Genomic DNA, 20553 nt, shown 5'->3' on the forward strand with positions numbered 1-20553 from the left:
TCCCATGCTCGGTCTGCGGCGCGGCACGCGCGACAGTCTCATCACCATGATCGCGACGCCCACCGTCTGGGCGCTGCATTTCCTCCTGTCCTATGTCTGGGTGGCGAGCGCCTGCGCGCCCAACGAGGACGTGTTCAAGTCCATCACCCCGGCGCGGATCGGGGTGGCCATCGCCACCGTTCTGGCGCTGGCCTTCTGCTTCTTTGCCGGCTTGCGCGCGTGGCGCGAATGGCGCGCGGAAGGCGGCGAGCCGCCGCATGATCAGCCCACGAAGGCCGACCGCGAGCGGCAGATGGAGATCGCCTCCGTGCTTCTGTCGGGCCTGTCCTTCCTTGCCATCATCTTCACGGCGCTGCCCGTGCTTCTCGTCGCGGATTGCCGATGAGCTCCCCCGCGCTCCGGCGGCATGGGCCGCTTGGTCTCGCCCTCCTGCTTCTCGCCATGCTCTGGGTCGGCCCCCTGCCGGCGCGGGCCGAAACCTCGTTTGCCGCGCATATGGTGCTTCATATGGGCGTCGTGGCGCTGGCCGCGCCGCTTCTGGCCTTCTCGCTCGGGCGATCCGGCCTTTTGCCGGCGAGCGGCGGCACCGGGCGCTTCGTCCTGCCCGCCGCGCTTCTCGAATTCCTGCTCATCTGGGGTTGGCACGCCCCGGCGCTGCATGACGCCGCGCGCCAGCATATCGGCCTCTTCGCTCTGGAACAGGGCTCGTTTCTCCTCGCCGGCCTGTTTCTCTGGACGACGGCGCTCGGGAGTCTCGGCAGCCCGCAGACCGGCGCGCGGGCGGCCGGGGCGGCGGGCCTGCTTCTCACCTCCATGCATATGACGCTGCTCGGCGCGCTTCTGCTTCTGGCGCCGCGCCCGCTCTATCGCTGCGGCACGCTCTGCTCGCCGCTGGCGACGCTCACCCCGCTGGAGGACCAACAACTCGGCGGTACCTTGATGCTGCTCGTCGGCGGCGCGGCCTATCTCGCGGGCGGGATCGCTCTGCTTGCCGGCGTCCTGAGAATACCAAAGGTCGAGGCGCGCCCATGAAGCGGACCATCAAGATCACCTGGACCCGCCTTGCGCTTCTGCCGGTTCTGGGCGTTGCCGGCGCGCTTCTCGTCGGTGGCTCCGGCCTCGTGTCGATCGCCGCCTCGTCGGGCCATTTCGCGCCGGTCGAATGGTTCCTCCACTGGACCTTCAACCGCGCCGTCTCGACCCAGTCTCTCCCGATCAAGGTGCCGGACGGCGTCGATCTGAAGGACCCCGTGCTGATCCAGCGCGCGGCCGGCCATTTCGCCAGCGGCTGCGCGCCCTGCCACGGCGGGCCGGCGGAGCTTCAGTCGCCGCTCACCTCCTACATGGTGCCGCCGCCGCCCCGGCTCGAAGCGCGCATCGGCGAGTGGAAGGATCGCGAGCTTTACTGGCTTGGCCTCCATGGCATCAAATATTCCGGCATGCCCTCCTGGACCACACAGACGAGGCCGGACGAAATCTGGTCGCTCGTCGCCTTCCTGCGCGCTCTGCCCGACATGACGCCCGAAAGCTATGCCGATCTGGCGCTCGGCGGCGCGGGCGGCGGCATGGGCGGCGCGCCCGTACCGGCGGCGTTGAAGCCGGCGCTGGCGGGCCTTGGGCAGAAAAGCGTGCCGGCGCTCGCCGACTGCGCGCGCTGCCATGGCTATGACGGGCGTGGCCGCGGCGCGGCGGGCTCCTTCCCTAATATCGCTGGCCAGCCGGAAGCCTATCTCGCCGAGACGCTGATCGCCTATGCCAATGGCACGCGCGAAAGCGGCATCATGACGCCCGCCGCCGGCATCCACGATCAGGCGGTCTTGCGCGAACTCGCCGCCTGGTATGCCAGCCAGGACCCCGGCCCGGCGGCCGGCGGAGACATTCCGCCGCCCTCGGGCGTCACGATCGGATACGAGGGCGCGGCACGCCTCCCGCGCGGCAGCGTCGGCACGAATGCGCCGGCGACGGAGCCCGCCGCCACCGGCTCGGCCGCCGATGTGGATCATGCCGCCGCGCACGGCCCGCCCTACAGCCCCTCGGGCCTTCTGGACCTCGGCCGGCGCATCGCGGAGGAGGGCCTGCCCGAGCGCAAACTCGCCGCCTGCGACACCTGCCACGGCGCGGCGGGGCGCGAGAAGAACCCGCATTATCCGCGCCTCGCTGGCCAGCCGGAATGGTTCATCGCCACGCAACTCCAGCTCTGGAAGGACGAGCACCGGGGCGGCACGCCGTTCAACCATGTGATGATACCGATCGCCACCAACATGACCGAAGAACAGATCGACGCGCTGGCGCTCTGGTATGCGCGCGCCGCGCCTTGAAGGCGGGTTTGGTCGGGAAGAGCGGTCCCGGCGCCTCCGCTCGACGGCCCAACACCCCGCGCCGAACCGCCAGGCAGCGGCGGAGCGCCGGTCTGTCGCTCCGTTTCATGCGGGCTGCGGTGGCGTCGGCGTGGGCCGGCGTCCGACCCATCCATCGGGATGCCCGCCTCGAAGTGGCCGTGCTGCTCGCCGGATCCTTCAAGGGGGGCAGCCCTTCCCAGCGCGACATCGGGGCGCTAAGCCGGCCTTTCGAACGAGCTGGCGAGCACGTGCCGGCTTTGTGGGGAAAGCCGACATGCCGCTTCATATCGAGACGCCTCTTATCGCTTCCTCGCCTTTGTCGAGGAAGGGGCTCGACGTCCTGTTGAAGCTCGAAGCTCTCCAGCCGCCCGGCTCCTTCAAGATCCGGGGCATCGGCCACGCCTGCGAGCGCCATGCGCAAGCCGGCAAGCGGCGTTTCGTCTCCTCCTCCGGCGGCAATGCCGGGCTCGCCGTGGCCTATGCCGGCCGCCGGCTCGGCCTGCCCGTGACGGTCGTCGTGCCGGAAACCACGAGCGCCCGCGCCCGTGCCCTGATCGAGGCCGAGGGTGCGGAATTGCGCGTCCACGGCGCGGCGTGGCACGAGGCCAACGCGCTGGCGCTGTCGCTCGTGGACGAGGCGACGGCCTTTCTTCATCCCTTCGACGATCTGCTTCTCTGGGAGGGCCATGCGAGCCTGATCGACGAGGCGATCGGCCAAGGCGCGCGCTTCGACGCGGTGGTGCTCTCGGTCGGCGGGGGCGGGCTTCTCGCCGGCGTGGTGGAAGGGCTGAAGCGCAATGGATTGAGCACGCCGGTCTTCGCGGTGGAAACGCACGGCGCGGCCTCGCTGGCGCGCTCGGTAGAGGCCGGGCATCGGGTGGAACTTTCGGAGATCGCGACCGTCGCGACCTCGCTCGCCGCCCGACAGGTCTGCGAGCAGGCGTTCGAGATGACCAAGCGCCACGACATCCGCCCCGTTCTCGTGAGCGACCGCGCGGCGCTGGCGGCCTGCGAGCGCTTTCTGGAGGATCACCGCATTCTGGTCGAACCCGCCTGCGGCGCGGCGCTGGCCGTTTTGGACGAGGGCGCGGCCGACCTTTCGGGCCTCCGTTCGGTTCTGGTCGTCGTCTGTGGCGGAGCGGTTGCGACGATCGACACGATCCGCGCCGCCCAAGCCGCGCTCGCGAATGCGGCCTGACGCGTTTCTACGGGATGCATGGTTTTCGCCTCGGCCCCTCTCGCCTCGCAGGCGTCGGCCGCGCATCATCCCGAGCTGATTCGGGGGAGCGGGCATGAGCATCTTGTTTCTGGGCATCGACGCGGGCGGTACGGCCTGCCGCGCCCGGCTGATCGACGAGAGCGGCGCGCTGTTCGGGGAAGGCGCGGCGGGGCCGGCCTCGGCGCGGCTGGGCGTCGAGGCGGTGTTCGACGCCATCATGTCGGCCGCGCGCGAGGCATGGCGGGCCGCAGACCTTGGCCCCTTCGCCTTCGGCCGGGTGCGCGCGGCGGCCGGCATTGCCGGCTTTCGTCGCGAGGGCGTGGCGGAGGATTTCGCCCTGCGGCCTCATCCGTTCGAAAGCCTGACTCTCACCGATGACGGCACGATCGCGTGTCTGGGTGCCCATGGCGGGGCGGATGGCGGGGTGGTGATCGCCGGCACGGGCTCGATCGCCTATGCGCTGCGGGGCGGGGAGACGCTGCGCTTTGGCGGCTACGGCTTTCCGGCGTCCGACGAGGGCTCGGGGGCGCGTCTCGGCCTCTCCGCCATGGAAGCGGCCTTTCAGGCGCTCGACGGCCGGCTTCAGCCGACGCCGCTGACCGAAGCGCTGCTGGATCGCTCCGGCGCGCGCGCTCCGGCCATGACGCATTGGTGCGACGGCGCGACGCCGACCGACTATGCCGCATTGGCTCCGCTCGTGACGCTCCATGCCGAGCGCGGCGACAAGGTGGCCCAGCTTCTGATGGAGAGCGCGGGCGACGCTTTGGCCGCGCTCGCCGCGACGCTGGAGGCCGCCGGCTGCCCGCGCATCGCGCTGATCGGCGGCCTGTCCACCGCGATCCAGCCCTATCTCCCCCAAGCGCTGGCCCGCCGGCTTGCCGAGCCGATGGGCGATGCCCTGGACGGCGCGCTGGCGCTGGCCGGGCTGCCGCTGGCGGGGGCGTCAGCATAAGGGCGTCAGGCGAAGCCTTTGGGCCGAACGTGGACAACACGTTTCCGTCCCTCCCGGTGGAGCGGAGCGCGTGGATGCGACGGGGCATGGGCAAGTCTTCGTGGGACGCGACCCACGCACCGTTCGACCATCTGGCTCGCAGAATGTTGTTGCGCTTTGCCGGCTTATCATCTGCTGATTTGCGTCCAGCGGACGCCGCCATGTCGGATAGACGCCCGTCCTTGTCGCTCGCATGGTGGCGCGACCCGCCTCGTATCGTGTAACGACAGCGCGAGGGAAATAGCCGTGTCGCACCGGCGCGGCCTTGCATGAGGAAGCGAAGACGATGAAATCACGTGCCGCCGTAGCCTGGGAAGCCGGCAAGCCGCTGACGATCGAGACCGTCGATATTCGCGGTCCGCAGCCGGGCGAAGTGCTGGTGGAGATCATGGCGACGGGCGTCTGCCACACCGACGCCTACACGCTGTCGGGTCTGGATTCCGAAGGCAAGTTCCCCGCCATTCTCGGCCATGAGGGCGCGGGCATCGTGCGCGAGGTCGGCGCGGGCGTCACCTCCGTGAAGCCGGGCGACCATGTGATCCCGCTCTACACGCCTGAATGCCGCAATTGTAAAAGCTGCCTGTCGCAGCGCACCAATCTCTGCACCGCCATCCGCTCGACCCAAGGCCAAGGCGTGATGCCGGACGGCACCTCGCGCTTCCGCTGCGATGAGGCGACCGTTTTCCATTACATGGGCTGCTCGACCTTCTCGAACTTCACCGTCCTGCCCGAGATCGCGGTGGCGAAGGTGCGCGAGGACGCGCCCTTCGACAAGATCTGCTATATCGGCTGCGGCGTGACGACGGGCATCGGCGCTGTCATCTACACGGCCAAGGTCTGGCCGGGCGCCAATGTCGTGGTCTTCGGTCTGGGCGGTATCGGCCTCAACGTGCTTCAGGGCGCGCGCATGGTCGGCGCGGACAAGATCATCGGCGTCGATCTCAACCCCGGCAAGGTCGAGATGGCCCGGAAGTTCGGCATGACCGACTATATCAACCCGAACGAGATCGGCCACGACAAGGTGGTTCAGGCGATCCTCGATCTGACGGGCGGCGGCGCGGACTTCTCCTTCGACGCGACCGGCAACACGACCGTCATGCGTCAGGCGCTGGAATGCTGCCATCGCGGCTGGGGCGAGTCGATCATCATCGGCGTGGCCGAGGCGGGCAAGGAAATCTCGACCCGTCCGTTCCAGCTCGTCACCGGCCGCGTCTGGAAGGGCACGGCCTTCGGTGGCGCGCGCGGCCGCACCGACGTTCCCAAGATCGTCGACTGGTACATGGACGGCAAGATCAACATCGACGACCTCATCACCCACAAGATGCCGCTGGACGAGATCAACACGGCCTTCGACCTCATGCACGAGGGCAAGTCGATCCGCTCGGTGGTGGTTTACTAAGATCGCTTTTGTCGATGCGGTCGGGCCTGTCCCGATCCTAGGGTCGAGCCCTGCCGCGTCCGCGCGGCGGGGTTTGTGCGTTGGCGCCGAGCTTGCCAGGGCGGGGGCTCGGCCCTTAGCATGACAGGGATCGGCGCCTTGCGACGTCCATGATTCTCTTGTCGGCCGTCCGGCCGACGAATGTCCAGACAGGTGCCGGGAATGACGGATGAGGAATGGCGCTGGCGGCGGTTCGATGAACTGACGGTTCGCGAACTCCACGACCTTCTGAAGCTGCGCTGCGATGTCTTCGTGGTGGAGCAGGCCTGCGCCTTCGCCGAAATCGACGGGCAGGACCCGGCGGCCTTCCATCTCCTGCGGCGGGAGGCGGGCTTCTTGGCCGGATGCCTGCGCGTCTTTGCGCCGGAACGGCTTGGCGAGCCGGCGCGCATCGGGCGCATCGCGACCTCGCCGGCGCATCGCGGCACCGGGCTCGGCCATCGCATGATGGGCGAGGCGCTCGATTTTTGTGCCGAGAATTTTGCCGGAGCCGACATCGTTCTGTCGGCGCAAAGCCATCTTCAACTCTTTTATGGCAAGCACGGCTTCCAGCCCGTGTCGGAGACTTATCTCGAAGACGACATTCCCCATGTCGATATGCGACGCCACGCGGGCGCCGCGTTTCATCCCTGATCGCTTCTCGCGCAAGGACCTTTGACCATGCCGCTCGATATCGTTTCCACCGCGAAGGCCCATGGCGGCACGCAGGGCGTGTATCGCCACCATTCGCGGGCGACCGACACGCTGATGACCTTTGCCGTGTTCGTGCCGCCGCAGGCGAGCGAGGGGCGCGTTCCCGTTCTCTGGTATCTTTCGGGCCTCACCTGCTCGCACCAGAACGCCATGGACAAGGCGGAATACCGGCGGCTCGCCGCCGAACTCGGCCTGATGATCGTTCTGCCCGACACCAGCCCGCGCGGGGCCGACGTGCCGGACGAGAAGGACAATTGGCAGTTCGGTTCGGGCGCGGGCTTCTATGTGGACGCGACGCGCGAGCCCTATGCCGAGAACTACCGCATGTACACCTACGTGACGGACGAGCTGCCCGGCTATCTCGCCACGCACTTCCCGGCCGACATGAAGCGCCAAGGCCTATTCGGCCATTCCATGGGCGGGCACGGCGCGCTCACCATCGCGTTGCGCAACCCCGAGACCTATCGCTCGGCCTCGGCCTTCGCGCCGATCGTCCAGCCGACCACGGCCGACTGGTCCAAGCCCGCGCTCGACAAGTATCTGGGCGTCGGCGCCAAGTCGCAGCGCCTCTACGACGCGACGGCGCTGATCGAGGACGGCCACCGCTTCCCGGAATTCTACGTCGATCAGGGCACGGCCGATTCGTTCCTCGACACCGGCCTGCGCCCGCAGCTTCTCGCCAAGGCCTGCGAGCGCGCCGGCATCAAGCTGACCCTCAACATGCGCGAGGGCTACGACCATTCCTACAACTTCATCTCCACCTTCATGGACGATCATCTGCGCTACCACGCGGACCGTCTGAAGGGCTGACGATCGGGTGGGGCGGCGGAGCGATCCGACCGCCCTTTTTCATGATGTGGACGGCGGCAGGCGGGATGCCGCAACAGGGGGACTGACGACATGAGCGAACAACAAGCCGATCTCGGCGTGCTCGGCATGGGCACGATGGGCGCCAATCTGGCGCTGAACTTCGCCGACAATGGCGGCTTCACCGTGGCGCTGGGCAACCGCACGGTGGAAAAGGCCTATGGCATCAGGGACAGCAATCCCGCGCTCGCCGAGCGCCTCGTGCCCGCCGACTCGATCGAGCATTTCATTTCGACGCTCAAGAGCCCGCGCGTCGTGGTCATCATGGTCAATGCCGGCAAGCCGGTGGATGAGCAGATCGACCTCGTACTGCCGCATCTCGCCCCCGGCGACATTCTGATCGACGCCGGCAATGCCGATTTCAACGATACGGTGCGCCGCGAGCGCGCGATCAAGGACACCGGCATCCACTTCGTCGGCATGGGCGTCTCGGGCGGCGAAGAGGGCGCGCGCCACGGCCCCTCCATCATGGTGGGCGGCGATCAGGCCGTCTGGCAGCGCCTAAAGCCGCTTCTGGAGCCGATCTCGGCCAAGTTCGACGCCAGCCCATGCGTGGACTGGCTCGGCACGGATGGCGCGGGCCATTTCGTCAAGACGATCCATAACGGCATCGAATATGCCGACATGCAGATGATCGCCGAGATCTACGGCGTCCTGCGCGACGGCATCGGCCTGTCGGCGGGCGAGATCGGGGACATCTTCTCCGACTGGAACACGCGCGGCCTCCAGTCCTATCTGGTCGAGATCACCGCCGTGACGCTGCGCGAGAAGGACCCCGAGACCGGCAAGCCGCTGGTGGACGTGATCGTGGACGAAGCCGGCCAGAAGGGCACGGGCCGCTGGTCGGTGATCGAGGCGCAGAAGCTCGGCGTCGGCGCGACCACGCTGGAAGCGGCCGTTTCGGCGCGCGGCATCTCTTCGCGCCGCGCCGAGCGCGCCGAGGCCGAAAAGCTGTTCGGTGATATCGAAACGGCGCGCGCGGAGTTCCATGGCGACCATGACGGGCTCGCGGAACTGGAAGCTGCGCTCGAGACCGCCAAGATCATCGCCTATGCGCAGGGTTATGCCGTGATGGCCGAGGCCAGCCGCGAGTTCGGCTGGAACCTGCCGCTCGGCGGCATCGCCCGTATCTGGCGCGCCGGCTGCATCATCCGCTCGCGCTTTCTGGACGACATCACGCAGGCCTACGAGGCGGGCGAGGTCGTCAACCTCCTCCAGTCCCCGCACTTCGCCAGCCGCGTGCGCGAGGGGCAGGCGAGCCTTCGCCGCGTCGTCGCCAAGGCGGCGCTGGCCGGGCTTCCCATTCCGGCCCTTTCGGCCGCGCTCGCCTATTTCGACGATTATCGTCACGCGCGCGGCACCACCAACCTGACGCAGGCGCAGCGCGATCTCTTCGGCGCGCACACGTTCCGCCGGCTCGACCGGGAAGGCGTGTTCCACCATAAGTGGCCGCAGGTCTGATCCGACCTCCCACGATCGTGAAGGGCTCGCGCAAGCGGGCCCTTTTCGTTGGAAAGCCATATGGAAGAAGGCTTTCAGGTCGAGCGCGCGCCAGACAATCGCGTCAACACGGATGAATCACATCGGCGCGAAGCCGGTTGTTGGGCGGCGGGCCGACGCCACTTGGCTGGGTCAGAGCGGCCGAAGAGTCGCTGCCTCCAACTCGTGAGACCCGACCCGATGCGCTCGTCATCCCGCCTTCTCGCCGTGCTTCTCGCTTCTACGCTTCTCAGCGCCGGCCCAGCCCTTGCCCAGGCCGAGGGCTCGCAGGCCGACCGCCTGTCGCATGTGGACGGCAACCTGCCGGATGCCGGCAACGCGCCCGGCCAGCCCGCCGAAACGGCCGAGGCCAACGCGCCGAACCAGAAACCCGCCTTCGAGAACCAGACGCGCGCGCCGCAGCCAGCCGAGCTTGCCAAGGTCACGACCACCACCGTTGTCGAAGACCTGCCGCATCTCTGGGCCATGGAGTTCCTGCCCGACGGCCGGATGCTCGTCACCGCCAAGAAGGGCGAGATGATGGTGCTCTCGGCCGACGGCAAGACCAGGACCACCGTCAGCGGCGTCCCGAAGGTGGAGTCCAGCGGCCAGGGCGGCCTGCTCGACGTCGCGCTCGCGCCGGGCTTTGCGGATGACGGCATGATCTACTTCACCTTCTCCGAGCCGCGCGAGGGCGGGGGCAACGGCACCTCGCTCGCCAGCGCCAAGCTCGTGATGGAGGGCGACGAGGCCAGGCTGGAGGGAATGAAGGTCATCTTCCAGCAGGTGCCCGCCTATGACGGCGACAAGCATTTCGGCTCGCGCATCGTGTTTGCGCCCGATGGCAAGATCCTGCTCGGCGTCGGCGAACGCTCCGACACGCCGATCCGCGATCAGGCGCAGGATCTGAATTCGGGCCTCGGCAAGGTCTTCCGCATCAACGCTGACGGTTCGATCCCCGAGGACAATCCTTTCGTGAAGCGCGAGGGCGCGCAAGGCGCGATCTGGAGCTATGGCCACCGCAACATCCAGTCCGCCGCGCTGGGTGCCGACGGGCGGCTCTGGACGGTGGAGCACGGCGCGCGCGGCGGCGACGAGCTGAACCGCCCGGAAGCGGGCAAGAACTACGGCTGGCCCGTCATCACCTATGGCATCGACTATGGCGGTGGCCCGATCGGCGAGGGCAAGACGGCGATGGAGGGCATGGAGCAGCCCGCCTATTATTGGGACCCGGTGATCGGCCCATCGGGAATGACACTCTATCGCGGCGAGGAATTTCCGGCCTGGCAGAACGCCTTCATCATGGGCGGTCTCGTCACGCAGGGTCTGGTGATCGTCCATCTCGACGGCGACCGGGTGAAGAGCGAGGAGCGCGTGCCGCTCGAAGCGCGCATCCGCGACGTGAAGGTCGGCCCGGACGGCGCGGTCTATGCGCTGACCGAGCGCCGGCAGGGCGAGGGCTCGTCCACCATCCTGCGCGTGGCGGCGGCGGACTGAGCGGCGTTCTCTCTTCTCATGAATCATGAAGAAGCCGGCTCGAAAGGGCCGGCTTTTGAACTCAGAGCGGAAACGCCATCGGGTCGCCCGAATGGGGATGCGGCATGACGGCCATGTCGAGCCCGTAGATGCGCTTGAGCGGCTCGGGCGCCACGACCTCACGCGGCCGCCCGCGCGCCACGACCCGCCCGCCTTTCAGCGCCAGGATTTCGTCGCAGAAGCGCGCGGCCATATTGACCTCGTGCAGGACGGCGACGACCCCAACACCCTTCTCGTGGCTGAGCCGGCGAACGAGATCCAGAATCTCGATCTGATGCGCGACGTCGAGCGCCGAGATCGGCTCGTCCAGGAGCAGGCAGCGCGCGTCCTGCGCCACCAGCATGGCGAGCCAGACGCGCTGGCGCTCGCCGCCCGACAGCGCGTCCACCGCCTGATCGCTCATCGCCTCCGTATCCGTCAGCGCCAAGGCCTCGGCGACTTTCCCCCGGTCGGCCGCGCTGAAGCGTCCGAACGGCCCGTGCCAGGGATAGCGGCCGAGGGCGACGAGTTCGCGCACGCTCATGCCCGGCGCGGCGGGCGTCGATTGCGGGAGATAGGCGACGGCGCGGGCGAAATCGCGCGAGCCCCATTGGCTTATGTCCCGGCCGGCGAAGGCGAGGCGACCGGCGCTCGGGCTTTCCTGCCGGGCGAGGAGTTTCAGAAACGTCGACTTGCCCGAGCCATTGTGTCCGACCAGCCCGACGACGCGCCCAGCGGGCAGGTCCAGCGTCACGTCATAGAGGAGCCGGCGACCCGGCACGTCGAAGGAGACGCCCTCCAGCGAGAAGCCATCAGGCTCAGGTGAGGCGGCTGCGGCGTGCGCGGGCGCGGGCGTATCGAGCATGGCGGACCTCATGCGGAGCGGCGGTTGAGAAGCAGCATCAGGGCCGGCGCGCCGATCAGCGCGGCGACGATGCCGGTCGGCATCTGCCAGGGATAGGCGAGGGTGCGGCCGAGCCAGTCGGCCATGACGAGAAGCAGCGCACCCGACAGGGCGGAGGCGAGAAGCGCGGGCGCGGCGCGGTGCAGCCCCAGAAGCCGCGCGGCATGAGGGGCCATCAGCCCGACAAAGGTAAGCGGGCCGACCAGCGGCGTGGCGGCGGCCGTGAGGCAGGCGGCCAAGAGGAAGAGATACAGCCGCGCACGGGCGAGCGGCAGGCCGAGCGAAGCCGCTCCGGCGGGGCCGAGCGGGAGGAGGCCGAGTGGGCGCGCGGCCAGAAGCGTCAGCGCCGTGAAGAGGACCGCGCCGCCGGCCGCCCAGAGCGATGTGGCGGCGTCGAGCCCGCTGGTGGAGCCCGCCATCCAGGCAAAGAGCATGAGCGCGCGGGGGTCTCCCGTCGCCGAAAGAAGCCCCACCACGGCGTCGAGCAGCGCGTTCAGCGCGATGCCGGCGAGCAGAACCCGCTCGGGCTGGAAGCCGGAGCGACGGCCGAGCGCCAGGATCGCGAGGATCACTGCGAGGCTGCCGAGCACCGCCATCAGACCGATCAGCGAGGCATGGGGCGTCGCCGCCAGAAACAGCGAAAGCGCGGCGGCAAAGGCCGCGCCGGCGCTGATGCCCAGCACTTCCGGGCTCGCCATCTCGTTGCCGGTGAGGCGCTGGAGAATGAAGCCGGCAAGACCCAGCATGCAGCCCGCCGCCGCCGCGCCCACCATGCGCGGCCAGCGCCAGGGTAGGATGTCCGCGAACTCGGCCGGCGCGAGCCAATGCCAACCGCCCGTCAGCTCGTCGCGGCCGAAGAAGAGGGCGAATATCATAAGCGCGAATGTCAGGCCGAGGATCAGCGCCTTGCGTGAGGCGGGCGACAGCGCCCAGTTCTGCGAGGCACGAACGGCTCCGAGCGGCGGGCGCTCGGCTTTGGGCAGGCGCGGCAGGAATAGGAGCAGGAGCGGCGAGCCGAGAAGCGCGGTCACGGCCCCGGTCGGCAGGAAGGCTTCCAGCGGCCCGGCCAGAAGCTGCACGCCGCTATCGGCCAGAAACAGAAGCAGCGCGCCGATCAGCACCGCCCCGAGAAGCCGGCTCTTGAGGCTGCGCGCGCCGGCGAGGCGCGACAGGATGGGCGCGACGAGGCCGATAAAGCCGATGACGCCGACCGTGCTCACCACGACGCTCGACATCACGACCGCGAGCCCCACCGCCAGCGCGCGCAGGCGGCCGGCATCGAGCCCGCGCGCCCGCGCGCTCGCATCGTCGAGATCGAGCAGCGCCAGGGGCCGCAGGATCAGGAGCACGAAGGGCAGAAGCACCAGCAGCCGCAAGGCCAGTTGCTGCACCGGCTGCCAGCTTTGCTGGCTGAGCGACCCCGCGCCCCAGATGAAGAGCGAGGCGAGATAGCGCTCGTTGAGAAGCGTCAGCAGGGCCGACAGCGCACCGGCATAAAGGCCGACCACGAGCCCGGCGAGGATCAGCGTGACGGCGGCAAAGCCGCGCCGACGCACCAGGGCGAAGACGAGAAGGGTCGAGAGCGCCGAGCCGCCCAGCGCCACGAGATCGCGCCCCAAGCCGAGCAGCCCCGGCGCCCAGAGCGTCGCGACCGCAAGCGCCAGCCGCGCGCCGGCATCGATGCCGAGCGTCGTGGGCGAGGCGAGCGGGTTGCGCAGCGCCTGTTGCAGGAGCGCGCCGGAGGCACCCAGCGCCGCGCCGCACAGAAGCGCCATGGCCGCGCGCGGCAGCGTCGCATAGAGAAACACCATGCGCGCGGGATCGTAGCCGGCTTCAAGCCCGCCGCCCCGCCAGAGATGAACCAGCGGCGGCCCGAGCAACGCCGCCGCCGCAACGAGGCTGAGCGCCAGGAGCGGCAGCACGAGAGGGGCCGCGCCGAGACGTGGGCGCAGGCGCGGGGCGGCGCGGGCCAGCGGCGACCCGCTCAAGACGCGCGCTCCGGCGGCAGCTGGTCCAGAAGGCGGGCGAAGCGCAGCGCCGAGGGCAGGGTGCCGAACATCAGCGAAGCCGGCATGGTGGCGACGCGCCCGGCGCGCACGAAGGGCAGCTCCGTCCAGAGCGGCGAGCGGGCGAGAGCCGGCCAGACATCGGGCGGCACGGGCTCGATGGCGACACACTCGGCCTCGCCGGCCTTCACCAGCTCCTCGACGCCGACCGTCGCGAAACCCCAGCTGTTGACCTCACCCGTCCAGGCATTGGCGAGGCCGAGCTTTGCCAGCGTGTTGCCGTAAAGGCCGGCCTCACCGTAAACGCGCACATGCCTCGGCTCCAGAAAGGACACGAAAAGCATGGGCCTTGGGTGCCGGGGGCGCAGCTTGGCGCCAAGCGCGGCGATCTCGGCGTCGAAATCCGCGATGGCTTTTTCGGCCTCGGCCTCGCGCCCGGTCAGGCGACCCAGCTCGCGCGTCACTTCGGCGGAGCGCGCCAGCGGGGCGTAGCCGTCCGCACCGCCATGGATCGTCAGCTGCCGGACGGGCGCGATGCGCCGCAGCGTCGGCTCGGCCATGGCGACATAGTTCGTTGTCAGGATGAGGTCGGGCTTGAGCGCCGCCAGCCGCTCGAAATTGGGCTCCACCGACGCGCCGAGATCGGCGACCTCATGGGGCAGGGCAGGCTCCACCACCCAGATTTTCCAGTCCGCTGCCGACATGACGGCGATCGGCGTGATGCCGATCAGCATCAGGGCCTCGGCCAGTCCGTAATCGATCACCGCAATGCGTCGGGGAAAGGTCTGCGCCTGCGCCCTGGCAGGCCAAGCTGCAAGACTCGCGCCCGCGAGGCAGAACCGGCCGAAGCTCCGGCGCGTGAGCGCGTTGCGGCTCATTCGATAATCCTGACTTTTTATTTCATGTTTCTCCTAGCGGCGGCGGCGGATGCGTTCAAGAGCGCTGTCACGCGCCTCGCGCTCGGCATCGGGCCAGCGAACGAAAAAAGGGCCGTGATGCGGCCCTTTCGTCTGGTCTTCAGGGAGGACGTGTCAGGCGCTGAGGCGCTCCCACTCGTCCGCGTCGTCCTGCCGGGCGGCGGGGCTGCGGGGCGGCTGTGGGCGCAGCTTCGTCACCTCGGCCGAGCGGGGCGCGGGGATGGACGCCTTCGGGGCTGCGGCCTCGGGAGCGGACGCGGCCAGCTGGAAGAAGCTGGAGCGCTCGTTGAGGCCCGCGGCTTCCGCTTGGAGCTGCGCTGCGGTGGCGGACATGCTGCCGGCGGCGGCTGCATTCACCTGCGTCACCTGTTCGAGCTGCTGGATCGCCTGATTGATCTGCTGCGCGCCGAGATTCTGCTCGTTGCAGGCGGCCGAAATCTCGCTGACCAGTTCGGCCGTGCGGTGAATGCCGGGCACGAGATCGCGCAGGAGATCGCCCGCTTCCTGCGATGTGGCGAGCGAGCTGCCGGACAGGTCGGCGATTTCGCCCGATGTGCGCTGGGCGCGCTCGGCGAGCTTGCGCACTTCCGAGGCGACCACCGCGAAGCCCTTGCCGTGCTGGCCAGCTCGCGCCGCCTCGATGGCGGCGTTCAGCGCCAGAAGATCGGTCTGGCGAGCGATCTCGCCGACCTCGGCGATCTTGCCGGCGATCTCGCGCATGGCCACCAGCGAGTTGGCCACGGCCTTTTCGCTGCGCTCGGCGTGATGGCTGGTTTCCATGGCGACCTTCTCCGTCAGGCGGGCATTGTCGGCCGTCTGGCGAATGGTCGCGCTCATCTCTTCCATCGCGGCGGAGGCCTGCTCGGTCGCGGCGGCCTGTTCACTCGCGCCCTGGCTCAGCTGCTCGGCCGTACTGGCGGAGAGGTGCGAGCCGCCGGCGACATGCTCCGCCGACTGGCGAACGCCTGTCACGATGTCGCGCAGTTGGGTGACCATATCGTTCATGGCAGTTTGCAGCGTGGTGATCTCGTCGCTTCCGCGCGTTTCGAGTGTCTGCGTCAGATCACCCTCGCCGATGGCACGCGCGAAACTCGCCGAGCGCGACAGGGCGCGGGAGATCGAAATCGCGATCCAGAGCGCGGCAAGGGTTCCGATCATCATCGCGCCCGCGACGATGGCGACCAGCGTCAGGCGCATCGTCTCGTAATTGCTGCGCGAGTGCTCGACATAGGTCTGGCTGATTTCCTGCGCGCGGCTCACCAGTTTGGCGACCTCGGCGGACACGGCCTTGGCCTTGGGAATGGCGGAGCCGTTCAGATATTCGAACATGGCTGCGTCGGTACGGTTCACGCCATCCTGCGTGATGGCGCGCCCGGTGGCGAACAGCGAATCGGCGCTGGCCTTCACGCGCGACAGGGCATCAGGCGCGACAGTGGGCAAGGTACGCAGCGCGGCAAGGCCGGAGGCGAAGGCGGTCTCGGCCGAGACGAGATCGCGGGCGGCTTGCTCACGCAAACCAACATCGGTGCTGGCAAAGGTGGAGACGAGCGCCAGACGCGCGGCCCCGGCGGCTTGTACCAGTTGCAGGGGAATGGGGCTCGCGGGATAGCGCGCGCCGAGCTCGCGGAGCTGCGTGTTCAGCGCGTTGAAGTCGTCGGCCGTGCGGGCCAGACTGGTCGCGACCGGCGCCTTGTCCTGTGCCTTGATCAGCGCCAGAGACTTGTCGATGATCTCGCGATAGGACTGGATAAGGCCAGGCAGATCGGCGACTTCGCTCTTTCGCGCTTCGGGGATGGCGGCCATGAACTGCTGGAGATCGGCGTCGATGGACTGCCAGATCCGCGCGAAGTCCTTTTGGATGGCGTCCTGGCTCTTGGCATCCTGATAGACGATCAGGGCCAGAAGCTGGCGACGTGTCGCCATCACGTCCGTGTCGAGCGCCTTGATCTGGCGGAGCTGCTCCAGCGGCTGCGCCGCGAAGGTCTCCATGCTCTTGTAGCTGTGGGACAGGCTGGATACGCCCGCATAGCCGGCGACCCCTGTCAGAAGCAAAAGACTCCCGAAGGAGGCGAGAAGTTTCGTCTTGATGGTCACGCGCATGATCAACCTGCCTCGTTGCATGGGATGCCGCCGCGACCAGGGACGCCACACGCCTCCCGCTCCCTGTCGCAACGTCGCCGCCGACTCGCCAAAGCCTTGATTCGCTAGGGCTCGCCGAGGCGGAAGGGGGCTCCCTTCTTCTGGATGCAGGGATACTGGTGAGCCGTTTAAGGAGTTTGTCCGGCGAAGCTTCAAATGCACCGGATCAGGTCAAGCGCAGGGGAGCCATGCGATATTGCAAGGGCTGGGCAGGTGTTTCAGCGCGTTGCCACTGCCGCGTCCGGCTCGGACGCCGTGTCCAGGAGAACCACCACGGAGAGACCGGGGGACAGCTCGTTCATCCGCGGCTGGCCGGGGTCGATGCGGATCCGCACGGGCACGCGCTGGGCGACCTTGGTGAAATTGCCCGTCGCGTTGTCGGGGCGCAGCACGGCGAATTCCGAGCCTGTCGCGGGCGCGAAACGCTCGATATGGCCGCTCATTTCCTGACCGCCGAACGCATCCACCAGGAAGCGCACGGGCTGGCCGACCTGCATTCCGGGAAGCTGGGTTTCCTTGAAATTCGCCACGATCCAGATCGCGTCCGGCACGACGCTGGTGAGCTGTGTTCCGGCCTGCACATATTGGCCGACCTTGACGCCGACTTCGCCGAGCTGGCCGGCCTTGGGCGCGAGAATGCGCGTGTTGGCGAGATCGATCTCGGCGAGCTTCACGGCGGCCTCGGCATTGTCCACCGCCGCTTCCAGCGTCTGGCGGTTGACGATCACGGTTTGAAGATCCTGCCGGGCGACTTCGAGCTGCGCCTTGGCCTGATCGAGCGCGGCGGCGGCCTGGTTGTTCTGGCGCGTCGCGACATCGAGATCGCTGCCTGGCACATAGCCCTGGCGGGCCAGGGGCTGGACGCGGGCGAGACTGGCGCTGGCGGTTTCGGCCGCCGATTGCGCGCTCTTCACCGCCGCTTCGTTGGCCGCGATCTTGGCCAGACTCGACTGGCGCTGCTGCTGCGAATTGGCGAGCGCGGCCTTCTGGCCCGCAAGACCCGCGCGCGCCTGCGCCAGACGCTGATTGAAGATGCGATCGTCGATCCGCGCGATGAGCTGGCCCGCCTCCACCGTCTCATAGTCCTGCACCGGAACTTCGGCGACGATGCCGGCGAGCTGGGGCGCGATGACCGTCACCTGACCCCGGACATAGGCGTCGTTGGTGCGCTCCACGCTGGAGGCGAAGGGCGGCAGGCGCCAGGCATAGAGCGCCAGAAGAACGCCGGCGAGGCCGACGAGAAGAGCGACATAGGTGCCAAGAGAGCGAAAGATGCGCATGGGAAACGGGTCCGGGCGAAAGATCAGGCGGAGGCCGGCGCGGGCGCAAGACGGGCGCGCAGTCCGTTGAAGGCCAGATGGAGAAGAAGAAAGGCAAGACCCATGGCTGCGAGCACCGCTGTCATGAGGAAAGCGTCGTTATAGGCAAGGATATTGGCCTCGCGCGTCGCTTGGCTGCCGAGCAGCGCCAGCCCTTCGGCCTGCCGCAGCACGGGGTCGGCGATGGTCGTGCGGTAGCTGTTGCCGAGCACCGCGATGCGCGCGGCCACGATCGGATCGGCCAGCGTGATGTTTTCCGCGATCTGGCTGGAATGGAACTTCTCGCGGATCGTGACGAAGGTGCGAAACAGCGAGGAGCCGATCGCCCCGCCGAGCGCCTGCGTCGTCAGGAAGATGATCAGGAAGGAGAGGATGTAGTTCATCCCCTTCTTCATGGCCGAGGCGAAGCCCTGCGCCATGGCGGGCGGCAGAAACAGAACGCCTGCCGCCGAAATGAGGCCTTGGCTCAGATACATCTGCTCGGGCCGGGTCAGCGAGGTCGCTCGGGCGTCCATGAGCGCGCCGGTGATCAGGAAAAGCAGCGCGACGATATGGATGTAAGGCGCGCGGCCGGGTTTCAGGATGGAGGCGCAGACGAGGCCCGCCGTGACGCCCGAGCCGAGCATCACGAGATAGAGAACCACCATCTGTTCGTTGCGCAGGCCGAGAACCTGGAAGAAGCCTGACGCGCCGCTCGTCTGCTCCGACAGAAGCAGGCGAAACAGAAGGATGACGCCGGCAAAGTGCAGCACCTCCTTGGAGGTGATCCAGCGCAGGTCCACCAGCGGATTGGTGCGGTTCAGCTCGATCACCGCCGCGACCGTGAGGCTCAGCGCGCCGGCGGCCAGCGCCCAGCCGATCCAGGGCGCTTCGAACCACCAGTCGAAGGGGCCGAGCGTCATGCCGATGGCGATGCAACCGAGCCCCAGAGCGATGAAGACATAGGACACGATGTCGAGCGTCTCGATCACCGGCGTCTTGGGTGGCGAGTTGAGCGGCAGGAGACGGATGGCGCAGAAGCTCATCAACGCCATCGCCGTTTCCAGCATGAAGAGCCCGTTCCAGTCGTCGATATCGAGCAAGGACGGCGAGATGAGGCGCGCCAGGGTGGGGGCGATGGCGGTGTTGGTGAGGGCCAGACTCATGCCGATGGACAGCTTCTTCTCGGGGGGGAAGCTTTCCAGCATGTAGAGAAAGGCGAGCGAGGACATGGGCGAGGCGGCCGCGCCCGCGAAGAAGCGGACCACCAGCGCCGACTGGAGATCGTCCACGAACAGATGCAGCAGCGTCACCGTGACGAAGCCGGCGATCGCCCATTCGGCGAAGTTGCGCAGGCCGAACTGCGCGCGCAGCTTGGTCAGAAGCAGCGTGAGGCTGACATTGGGGGCCAGATAGGCCGCGCTCAGCCAGACGGTTTCGTTCACGGTCGCGCCGAGCGGACCCTGAAGCTGGTAGAGATTGGCGGTGATGAGGTTGAGGCCGAGACCTTGCGTGGCCGCGATCAGTGTCGAGGCCAGCATATAGAGCGCCATCATGGCGTGTGGCTTGCGCACATAGGGCGCGGGCGCGGGCATGGGCGCGCCGCGCCGGCGCGGCGGAGCCGCCGGGCCGCTGTCGGGTCTGGTGTCGGACGGGGCCGGGCCGCCGATGGAGGCGGTCGGCTTCGTCGGCTCGACGTCCGGTTCGTTGCCACGAAGGGTTGCGCTATCCGCCATGGGTCCGATCCCGTTCGATGGCGTCCGACACCAGATGCAGAACCTTCAGGGCCGTCTGCATGTCGGCCTCCGGGACGTGGCGCAGGATGAGATCGCGCAGCTCATGCGAGATGCCCGAAACGACGGCGGCGGTTTCCGCGCCATGCGCGGTCAGCTCGATGCGCTTCAGACGCCGGTCTCCCGGCACTGGTGTGCGCCGCACGAGGCCTTGCTGCTCCATCCCGTCGAGAAGGCGCACGACCGTGGGTCCTTCCAGTTCCAGATCCTCGGCGAGTTCCCGCTGGGTCATCGGCTGGCGGCTGAGCGCGGCGAGCGCGCGGGCGCGGGGATAGGTGAGCCCACGCGCCACGACCCGCGCGTTGAAGCGGGTGCGCAGCTTGCGCGCCGTCTTGACCAGCGTTTCCGCAAAGGCGGCCTTCAGGTCGGCGGGCGCGAGTTGGAGATCAGCCTGTTCCATATCCCTCATATAGATAGGGGGCTCTTAATAAGCTATATATTATTTACGAAAAGCATTGGAATCGATCGGCGGGACGGCATGGTCCGGGCAATTGACGACACGTCGCCCGAGCCGGCACAAAGGTCGCAGCCCCCGCGAGCGGTTGGTTCAATCGCCCGATGAAACGCCGACGATCGAAGGAAAGCGCCCGATGTCCGATCTCGCTCCCACGCCCGGTCCCCGCGTCTCGATTCGCTACTGCACCCAGTGCCAGTGGCTCCTGCGCGCGGCCTGGCTAGCGCAGGAGCTTCTCTCCACGTTCGGACCCGACCTCGGCGAGGTGGCGCTGGTGCCGGGCACCGGCGGCGTGTTCGAGATTCATTGCGACGGGCAACAGGTCTGGGAGCGCAAGGCCGATGGCGGCTTTCCCGAGGCGAAGGTCTTGAAGCAAAGGGTACGCGACGTCATCGACCCTGAGCGAAGCCTCGGCCATAGCGACCGCTGAACGGGCCGAGTCCGTCTTTGAAACAAGAAAGGCCGTGCTCCCGCTGGCGGAAGCACGGCCCCTGATGGTCA

Annotated in this window: 18 protein-coding genes; 11 read left to right on the plus strand and 7 right to left on the minus strand. The window is 68.1% G+C overall.

All coding sequences use genetic code 11. The features are described from left to right. The first annotated feature begins 4 nt into the window (after positions 1 to 4). The 10 genes from NS365_RS06025 (at position 5) to NS365_RS06070 (ending at position 10523) form a co-directional block, all read left to right on the plus strand. Positions 5 to 385 carry a hypothetical protein gene (locus NS365_RS06025; protein WP_058599382.1) on the plus strand — a complete coding sequence of 127 codons (381 nt, stop codon included), beginning with the start codon at positions 5 to 7 and terminating at the stop codon, positions 383 to 385. Further along, positions 382 to 1032: a cytochrome c oxidase assembly protein gene (locus tag NS365_RS06030; protein WP_058599383.1), complete on the plus strand. Its 651-nt coding sequence runs from the start codon at positions 382 to 384 to the stop codon at positions 1030 to 1032. The genes NS365_RS06025 and NS365_RS06030 overlap by 4 nt, the downstream gene beginning before the upstream one ends. After that, entirely contained in the window at positions 1029 to 2318 is a 1290-nt protein-coding gene (locus tag NS365_RS06035; protein WP_058599384.1) for a c-type cytochrome, read from the plus strand. Before NS365_RS06030 ends, NS365_RS06035 begins: the two co-directional genes overlap by 4 nt. A gap of 295 nt (positions 2319 to 2613) precedes the next feature. Then, positions 2614 to 3537, plus strand: a complete 924-nt coding sequence (locus NS365_RS06040; RefSeq protein WP_058599385.1) for a pyridoxal-phosphate dependent enzyme — start codon at positions 2614 to 2616, stop codon at positions 3535 to 3537. A gap of 94 nt (positions 3538 to 3631) precedes the next feature. Beyond that, a complete protein-coding gene (locus NS365_RS06045; protein ID WP_058599386.1) occupies positions 3632 to 4510 on the plus strand; it encodes a BadF/BadG/BcrA/BcrD ATPase family protein in 879 nt (292 codons plus the stop codon). A gap of 325 nt (positions 4511 to 4835) precedes the next feature. Continuing rightward, a complete protein-coding gene (locus NS365_RS06050; protein WP_058599516.1) occupies positions 4836 to 5948 on the plus strand; it encodes an S-(hydroxymethyl)glutathione dehydrogenase/class III alcohol dehydrogenase in 1113 nt (370 codons plus the stop codon). Positions 5949 to 6149: 201 nt separating this feature from the next. Next, positions 6150 to 6620, plus strand: coding sequence for a GNAT family N-acetyltransferase (locus NS365_RS06055; RefSeq protein ID WP_058599387.1), 471 nt, complete (start codon positions 6150 to 6152; stop codon positions 6618 to 6620). A gap of 27 nt (positions 6621 to 6647) precedes the next feature. Then, the gene (gene fghA / locus NS365_RS06060; RefSeq protein WP_058599388.1) at positions 6648 to 7490 is read left to right on the plus strand and encodes an S-formylglutathione hydrolase; all 843 of its coding nucleotides are present in this window, start codon (positions 6648 to 6650) and stop codon (positions 7488 to 7490) included. A 90-nt stretch (positions 7491 to 7580) separates the two neighbouring features. Beyond that, entirely contained in the window at positions 7581 to 9008 is a 1428-nt protein-coding gene (gndA, locus tag NS365_RS06065) for an NADP-dependent phosphogluconate dehydrogenase (RefSeq protein WP_058599389.1), read from the plus strand. Positions 9009 to 9227: 219 nt separating this feature from the next. Beyond that, entirely contained in the window at positions 9228 to 10523 is a 1296-nt protein-coding gene (locus NS365_RS06070) for a PQQ-dependent sugar dehydrogenase (RefSeq protein ID WP_058599390.1), read from the plus strand. Positions 10524 to 10584: 61 nt separating this feature from the next. On the opposite strand, the gene NS365_RS06075 is transcribed toward NS365_RS06070, so the two are convergent. From NS365_RS06075 to NS365_RS06105, 7 genes are all read right to left on the minus strand, one after another. Then, positions 10585 to 11406, minus strand: coding sequence for an ABC transporter ATP-binding protein (locus NS365_RS06075; RefSeq protein ID WP_058599391.1), 822 nt, complete (start codon positions 11404 to 11406; stop codon positions 10585 to 10587). An 8-nt stretch (positions 11407 to 11414) separates the two neighbouring features. Further along, positions 11415 to 13433, minus strand: coding sequence for a Fe(3+)-hydroxamate ABC transporter permease FhuB (fhuB, locus tag NS365_RS06080; protein ID WP_082684457.1), 2019 nt, complete (start codon positions 13431 to 13433; stop codon positions 11415 to 11417). After that, positions 13430 to 14329 (minus strand): ABC transporter substrate-binding protein, encoded by a 900-nt coding sequence (locus NS365_RS06085; protein ID WP_082684458.1) that lies wholly within the window; start codon positions 14327 to 14329, stop codon positions 13430 to 13432. Before NS365_RS06085 ends, fhuB begins: the two co-directional genes overlap by 4 nt. Positions 14330 to 14482: 153 nt before the next feature. After that, entirely contained in the window at positions 14483 to 16468 is a 1986-nt protein-coding gene (locus NS365_RS06090; RefSeq protein ID WP_058599392.1) for a HAMP domain-containing methyl-accepting chemotaxis protein, read from the minus strand. Between the two features lie 257 nt (positions 16469 to 16725). Further along, positions 16726 to 17787, minus strand: coding sequence for an HlyD family secretion protein (locus NS365_RS06095; RefSeq protein ID WP_058599393.1), 1062 nt, complete (start codon positions 17785 to 17787; stop codon positions 16726 to 16728). Positions 17788 to 17810: 23 nt separating this feature from the next. Then, positions 17811 to 19400, minus strand: a complete 1590-nt coding sequence (locus tag NS365_RS06100) for an MFS transporter (protein WP_058599519.1) — start codon at positions 19398 to 19400, stop codon at positions 17811 to 17813. Positions 19401 to 19530: 130 nt separating this feature from the next. Next, positions 19531 to 19998 (minus strand): MarR family winged helix-turn-helix transcriptional regulator, encoded by a 468-nt coding sequence (locus NS365_RS06105; RefSeq protein ID WP_058599394.1) that lies wholly within the window; start codon positions 19996 to 19998, stop codon positions 19531 to 19533. Between the two features lie 190 nt (positions 19999 to 20188). Between NS365_RS06105 and NS365_RS06110 the strand changes: the two genes are divergently transcribed. Beyond that, a complete protein-coding gene (locus NS365_RS06110; protein WP_058599520.1) occupies positions 20189 to 20482 on the plus strand; it encodes a SelT/SelW/SelH family protein in 294 nt (97 codons plus the stop codon). Positions 20483 to 20553 lie beyond the last annotated feature (71 nt).

This window comes from Aureimonas ureilytica, from assembly GCF_001475935.1.
Lineage (GTDB): Bacteria > Pseudomonadota > Alphaproteobacteria > Rhizobiales > Rhizobiaceae > Aureimonas > Aureimonas ureilytica_A.